At 56.2% G+C, this 7,150-nt stretch carries 4 protein-coding genes; 3 read left to right on the forward strand and 1 reads right to left on the reverse strand.

Annotated features, from left to right (window positions below; translation table 11 throughout):
* Positions 1 to 3,893: hypothetical protein (locus VGE80_RS18530; protein ID WP_440593698.1), on the reverse strand; the 3,893-nt coding region annotated here is incomplete at its 3' end.
* Positions 3,894 to 4,247: 354 nt separating this feature from the next.
* Here VGE80_RS18530 and VGE80_RS18535 point away from each other — a divergent pair.
* The 3 genes from VGE80_RS18535 to VGE80_RS18545 all read left to right on the forward strand — a co-directional run.
* Positions 4,248 to 5,588 carry a sigma-54-dependent transcriptional regulator gene (locus VGE80_RS18535; protein ID WP_397570092.1) on the forward strand — a complete coding sequence of 447 codons (1,341 nt, stop codon included), beginning with the start codon at positions 4,248 to 4,250 and terminating at the stop codon, positions 5,586 to 5,588.
* Positions 5,589 to 5,627: 39 nt separating this feature from the next.
* Complete coding sequence (locus tag VGE80_RS18540) at positions 5,628 to 6,032, forward strand: sirohydrochlorin chelatase (RefSeq protein WP_373652010.1); 405 nt, start codon at positions 5,628 to 5,630, stop codon at positions 6,030 to 6,032.
* Between the two features lie 42 nt (positions 6,033 to 6,074).
* Positions 6,075 to 7,150, forward strand: a 1,076-nt coding sequence (locus VGE80_RS18545) for a hypothetical protein (protein WP_440593699.1), incomplete at its 3' end; no start/stop codon positions are given.

Consider the following 7,150-nt stretch of genomic DNA (forward strand, 5'->3'; position numbering starts at 1 on the left):
TCGGGGTTGGCCTCTCCGCCCGAGGGGCCGGAAGGATCCCCGTCGTTGCCGATGGCTCCTCCACTGCCGTTTGGATTGCTGCCGGGACGGCCGGGAGTCTTGGACCCCGGTTGCGTCGAAGGCTTACCGGATGAATCCCCCTTGCCGGGTTCTTCACCGTCCCCTTTCCCGGCACCAGCCTGATCAGACTTTTGCCCCTGATCGGACTTCTTTCCTTCTCCCGGCTGGTCTCCCGCTTTCGCTCCTTCCTTATTCTGTTCTTTATTTAGACCGTTCCGGGCTTTGTTTGCGTCAGGCTTTTTCCCTGCCGGTTTATCTTGGTCCGATGATTCATCGGATTCGCCCTGGGCGTCGTCGGCGGATTTGTCTCCACCGCTTGACGGGGCTCCCGGTTTCTGTCCCTCGGCCCCTTTTCCAGGTCCCGATTCCCCATCCACCTTCTCTTCACCCTCTTTGGCCGGTGAGTCTTGATCGGCTGTGGCTTCGCCGGCGGGATCCTGACGGGACGCTTTCGCCTTGTCACCCGATTTGGACTTGCTGTTGCTCGAGCTCTCGGGCTTCGGCTCTGCCGACTCTTGTGAAGACGGTTCGCTATCTGAGTCAGAACCTTCGTTCACATCGGTTTCCGACTCAGGCGTTGTCTTGGCACCTGCTGGATCCGATGACGAGTCTGATTTGTCGTCAGATCCCTTCGATGGATCGCCTGGCGTCTGTTGGGGAGTCCTTTCAGGATTCGTTTTTTTTCCGGCATCCGATTTGGGGGGCTTCTTCAGCGAGTTTTTCTCATCTCCACTGGGCTCATCGGATTGTTTAACTGAGTCTGGAGTTGCCGTTTTTCGTTCGTCAGCGGTGGAATCAGTTTTCTCGTTTTGCTTTTGCGTCTTGCGCTGCGGGTCCTGGGCCGAATCCTCGGACGTTCCCTGGCTTTGGCGTTTTTCAGGCATCTCGCGGGGATCGCGCTTCACTTTGTCGTTTTGGACACGATCCGGATTGCTCTTCGGATCACGATCAGGCTTTGCTGTCCCTTGTTCTGAGCCGTCGGCGCGCTTCTTGATCGAATCTGGTGACTCAGGAGCAGGTTCCTGTTCGCCAGACGTCTCTGAAGAGTCCGTCCCATCTCCCTTGGGTTTCGATTTCGCTCCGTTCTTGGACGGATTCTGCTGCGGGCTGGTTTCGTTCAAGCTATCCGACGGAGCGTCATCCCCCTCCTCCTTGCCTTCTCCACCCGCGTTGGCGTCGTCGGCCGGAGTGGGACCGGATGGGGAGTCGTCGTTATTGCCTCCAGGAGCTTCCGACTTGGGGTCTGGCTTGGAATTGGGGGAGGAAGGATCGGAGCCGGTCTCGGCCCGATCTTTCTGGGCGTCTTGCTCGGGATTGCGTGAAGATTCGTCGGCGTCAGGTTGTTTCCCGGCCGGCTTTTTGTCCGGAGACTTACCGCGACCTTTTGAGCCCTTTTCTTTCTCGGCCGATGATTCCTCTTTTCCCTTTTCAGGTTGATCTTTCGGTCCGTCCTTTCGGGTTCCTTCATCCCCTGAAAGCTTCTCCTGATCCTTCTCTGACGTGCGTGGCTTTCGTCCATCCTCCTTATCTGGCATCGGAGCCGGCTTTCGCTCGGCGGTCGGATCACCGGTCGCACCTGCGTCATTCTTGTCAGTTTCATCCGCCCCATTCTTGCCATCGTCTCGGCTTACGTCGTCCTGTGGCTGGGACTCGCGGTTCTGGTCTGCGGCTTGGGAATCGGACGGCTCGTCCGCAGACTGTTTGTCCTGCGAGTCACGTCGGTCGTTCGTTCCTTCCGCAGAGGGGGCATCCTGTGCGTCGTTCTTCGACGTTTGCTCAAATTTTTCAAGCAGACGTTTCAGCGCCTCGTCATCCTGCGAGCCATCGCTGTTGAGCGGCTGCTGGCCCGACTGGTCCTTTCCACCTTCGCTTTTTCTTGTCCCTTCGGATTGGCCTCGTTCCTTCTGCGTCCCCTGGCCTGACTGACCCGTTTCGGACTGGCCGCCGTTCCCTGCCTTCTTGTCGCCGGATTGTTGGCGTTCGTCGCCGCCGGTTTGGTTGTTCTGCTCTTGCTTTTTCTGCTGCTCGGGGTCTGATTTTTCCTGGCGTGTCGTTTCAGGATCCGTCAACCGCTTTTCGCTGTTGTCCCTGTCTCGGTCCCGGTCAGAATCGTCTTCCTCTGAGAGTTGCGATTGCTCACCCGGATTTGGATTCTGGTCGCGTTCCGCTTCTGCGAGAAGGTCGTCGATTCGTTGATTTTCTGCGGCCAGTTGTTGATCGGCCTGCTTACGGCTGACCGGTTCCTGGACGGTAATTTTGATTTTGGGAGTATTCCGCGAGTTCGGGCGAGGCTGTTTGTTGTCGTAAGCCTCAATCCAGAGTTCGAGAACTTCTCCCTGTCTGACATTCAGTTTTGACAGTTGCAGGTCGTGTTTGAGAGTCAGTCTCGGCTGGCGCCCTTCTGAAAGTTGTTCGTGCAGGATCTTCTGCCCCGCTCTTTCGATGTTCAGATAGAGGTATCCGAGTTCAAAGTCGGGGTCTTGGGCCTGAATCAGTAGCGGTACGGTGGCATTGATCGGGGCTTCGATGTCCTGTTCAGGACGCACGAGTGCCACTTCCGGTGGTTGATCAGCTCGTATGGTCATCCCGTAATTTGCCGGCGACGTATCACGCCGGCCGTCTTCAGTCCGGCAGTCGATGCGATAGAACTTGGGGTAACTCCCGTCGGAACGGAGTGCGAGTGTCCAGTCGGCCTGGAGGGACCGGCCATTCTGCTTGACTGTCGTGACGATTTCTTCGCCCGTGGGGCCGACCACCGGATCGTCCAGAAACTGAACCAGCGCCGACCGGATGGGCATGTTCGTACGGGCCTGCAGATCGATTTTGGCCCCTTCCCAGGCATCGATCTCACCGTGGTGTTGCTGCTCGATCGGAGCAAGCTTCATGTATGCTGGAAACTCGATTCTGATTGATTCGATCTGGGCTGAGGGAGGCTGTTCGACGGTCAGTTTGTAGTCTTCCGACTCAGCATCTCCCGCCCGAATGGAATACGTCAGATCCTGCATCAATCCCTGGGTGGTCTCACCGATGAGCTGCCCTTTGAATTTTGTTGGAACCTGATCGTCCGGCCGCAGTTCGACGGGCTGCTGCGTGAACTTGCCGTCTGCGGACGTATAGACCAACCATACCTGATGCGGAATTTCTCCCGCGAGATCGACCTGTACTTCCACTGCGGGGGTATGTGCAGGGACCGTTGTGTCTCCGGGAGTGACGGAGACGATTTCGGTCCGTTTGGAGACGGGGACTTTTGCGGCAGGCAGCAACCCGCGCCAGATGGAGTTGGAGATCTTTTTGGGTGAGAAAATGGCGTAGAGGCAGAACAGCACGATGACGGCAAGCAAGACGTACGCAGTCCTTACGAGCGGACGGTGGTCGATGACATTACTGACATCGACTTGCTGCAGCCGTACGGCGGCGCGCCGCTCCATGGCTTTCAGAATTGCAGGATTGACTGCGCGTCCCGCGGCTTTAAGATCGATCAGGTTTAAGAGGTTACTTTTCAGTCCCGGTTCGGCATTCTCGATCTGCCGAGCCGCGAAGAGGCCGTTGACTTTCCGAAACGACGGAATTCCGACCTTCCAGACAAGCCATGCGATGGTGGCAACTATCAGCGTCGACAGCAGGACCCAGCGTGACGCCTGGCCAAATCCGTCACGGAGGATCCATTGATCAAAGATGACGAACAGCAACAGGTAGCCGAGGAACATCGCTGCCACGCCCGCCAGTGCGGTCAGCAGGTCCGTGGTGCGAATCGTCGACTGAGTCTTTTCCAGCTTAAGGCCGACATATTCGTCAAAGTCGACGTAATTGCCAGAATTGGTCGTGGTCGTCATCTTCAAACGCCCTCAGCAAACAAAAGACTCAAGGCCGCAGAATTTTTACAGGTGAGTCCGACACTGGCGAGTCTTTGCCGGTACTCCTGGAACGAGATTTCTGCGGCTTCACCACGATACCATAATTCGACGCAACAACCGCCAGAAGAGTTGCCGAAATCGTCTTCTGTTCCACTAGAATGGAAGTTACCGAAACAGGAGACCACGTTCATGCATGTTCGGTGCGTCGAACGGGCGGTAGTGCAGTGGTCGGGCACGGGACGGTACATTGGCTTGCAGCGGCATGACACGGGTTGATCTCGTTCAGCAGTGCGGGGTGTCCGTCCAAAATAACTTTGCAGGCAGTTCCCAACCATGTTCAAGCGAGCGCATTCTGTTCTGGTCGTGGAAGATGAAGACATTATACGCACTTCGCTGCGTGAGATGTTGATTGACGAAGGATACGAAGTCGCCGTCGCTGCCTCGGTCGCTGCTGCCCTACATCAGGCGAAACAGCGTGACTATGATGTTGCGATTTGTGACGTACAGCTTCCTGACGGTGATGGTCTGGTTCTGCTTCGTCGGTTGCAGCAGATCAATCCGAATATCTCGGGGTTGATCATCACTGCCTACGCTACGGTCGAGAATGCCATTGAAGCGTTCAAGTCGGGCGCTTTCGATTTTCTCATCAAGCCAGTGATCTTTGATGACCTGGCCAATAAACTGCGACGGTTGTTCGAATATCGTGAGCTGTATCTGGAAAATCAGGCGTTGCGACGTGAGCTCTCGCGGCGCGAGGACAGCGACGAGATCATCGGTTCCAGCAAAGCAATTCAGCAGGTGCGCGACGCCATTCGCAAAGTCGCTGTCACGAATGCGAACGCACTGCTAGTGGGTGAGTCGGGCACCGGTAAAGAACTGTTCGCTCGTACGATCCACAAGTGGGGTCCGAAACAGAACGAACGCTTCGTCGTGATCAACTGCGCGACCCGTCCTGAGAGCGAACTGGATGTCCTGCTGTTCGGGACAGTGACGTCCGCCGGAGAGCAACCGGGGCTGTTCCGCCATGTGGGCCAGGGGACTCTCTATCTCGACGAAGTCACGCAGTTGCCACTGGCCACACAGGGAAAGCTGCTGCGTGCCATCGAAAAGCAGGAGGTGACACCCGTCGGTGGAACTGAAACCTTTGCGGTCAACCCGCGGGTCATCGCCGCGACAACCCACGATCTGACTCTCGAAATCGCTGCGGGGCGGTTTCAGGAGGACCTGTTCTACCGTCTGGATGGAGTCAAAATCTGCATTCCCCCGCTTCGCGAACGCCTGGACGATATTCCGGAACTGGTGGAGTTCTTCATCGGAAAGCACGGCCGGGCGATGGGGCGCAAAGCCACAATTTCGTCGAGCGATACTATTCGCCTGCTGATGTCGGCTCAGTGGAAGGGCAACGTGCGACAGTTGGATAATGCGATTGAACGTGCAGTGATGATGAGTGAAGGGACCGTTGTCCGTCCGAGTGACCTTCCGCCCGATCTGCGAGGCGCCGAACAGCCATTGCCGGACACCGACGATCTGCGTTCTGCCCTTCGCCATTATGAGCGACTTCACATCTTGCGAGTTCTTGACCAGTTCCCCGATAAACGGGAAGCAGCTAAACGACTGAAGCTGGGGCTATCGAGTCTTTATCGAAAGATCGAAGAGCTTGGAATCGATCTGTGATTCGGATGTCCACACTTGCCGGAAAATAAAAACAACAGCATGACAATCACCCCCCCTTCCCAGAGCCAGGATGCCGTGCTACTGATTGCACACGGAAGCAGACGGGCCGAAGCAAACCATGATCTGGTGCAACTCGCTGAGTTACTCAAATCTCGCGGAGACTGCCAGATTGTTGAAGTTTCTTACCTTGAACTGGCGACTCCCACGATTATCGACGGTGGTCGGAAATGCATTCAACAGGGGGCAACCCGGGTGTTGATGCTGCCGTATTTTCTTTCGGCGGGCGTCCACGTCGTGACGGACTTACAGGAGTTTCAACGTCAATTGAGCGCCGATTTTCCACAGGTCGAGGTTGTGCTCTGCCCTCACCTGGGATTACATCCTCTCATGGCAGAAATTGTCATGGATCGGCTACGTGAAGGTTCAGTTCGCGGAATCGCGTGAACTACATACTGAGAATGATTGGTCTTTTTCGGAAAACAGCGAATGGCGGTCACCAAGACTCTGAACGAGAAGCTTAAGTCGATTCACGCAGATCCACATGGCTCGAAAGAATTCATCATTGCGGACGCCAAGGATGCAGATATGGCGTTCGGAGTTCCTGCCCCTGGTGAAACACGGAAAGAGGGGTCTCCTGAAGGACATTCGCATGAGATGCGGTTCAAGACGCTGGCCGAATACCGCAATCAGATTCGCCAGGTCATTGACCAGCAGATCGTCGACATCGTTCTGATGTCAGCCAGTACCTGCGAACAGCTGGCCATCAATGAACGGCTGTTTGAGAATTCACCGATCACCCCCGCCGCCCGTGCCAACGATGCCACTGATGTGCATGTCCCCCGAGGTGGCAAGGTCTTCACTCAGCCTGCCCGACCCTTTCGCACAGCCCACATCGACCATATGCAGTGTGGTCATCTGGACTGCACGACCGCACAGCGAGAACTCGGTGCGAACCTGGGGCTCTATTCGGTGACATTCCTGAATGATCAGGAACGTGATCTGGAAACGCTGAATCGCTACAAGGAATTTCGCGAAGAGGCAGAGCGAAAGAACTTCAAACACTTTCTTGAAATCTTCGACCCGAATGTGCCTGATGTTGTCGCCCCGGAACTGCTCCCGGCCTTTATCAACGACCTGATCGCCCGAACGCTGGCGGGGGTGCCACAGGCGGGCCGCCCGGTCTTCCTGAAGATGGTCTACCACGGTCCAAAAGCCATGGAAGAGCTTGTAGCCTACGATCCTCATCTGGTCGTCGGGGTTCTCGGGGGCGCGGCAGGAACGACACTCGATGCGTTCCAGTTGCTTCACCAGACGAAGAAATACGGCGGTCGCGCAGCCCTGTTTGGACGCAAAATCAACCAGGCCGAGAATCAACTCGCCTTCATTGAGTTTCTCAGACTGATCGCAGATGGCGTGATTGAGCCTGAAGAAGCAGTGAAAGCCTATCACTCCGTCCTTCAGAAGCTCGGTGTCACACCTCATCGCACGCTGCAAGAGGATCTGACGTTCCAGACGGCGGTCATGAGCTACGGTCGAAGTTCGACAACGACGATCAGCGTTCC

Source organism: Schlesneria sp., from assembly GCF_036405755.1.
GTDB lineage: Bacteria > Planctomycetota > Planctomycetia > Planctomycetales > Planctomycetaceae > Schlesneria > Schlesneria sphaerica.

Bases quoted from the DNA above. Each gene is read 5' to 3' on its own strand.
- VGE80_RS18535 (WP_397570092.1), top strand. From the start codon at position 4,248: ATGTTCAAGCGAGCGCATTCTGTTCTGGTCGTGGAAGATGAAGACATT.
- VGE80_RS18540 (WP_373652010.1), top strand. From the start codon at position 5,628: ATGACAATCACCCCCCCTTCCCAGAGCCAGGATGCCGTGCTACTGATT.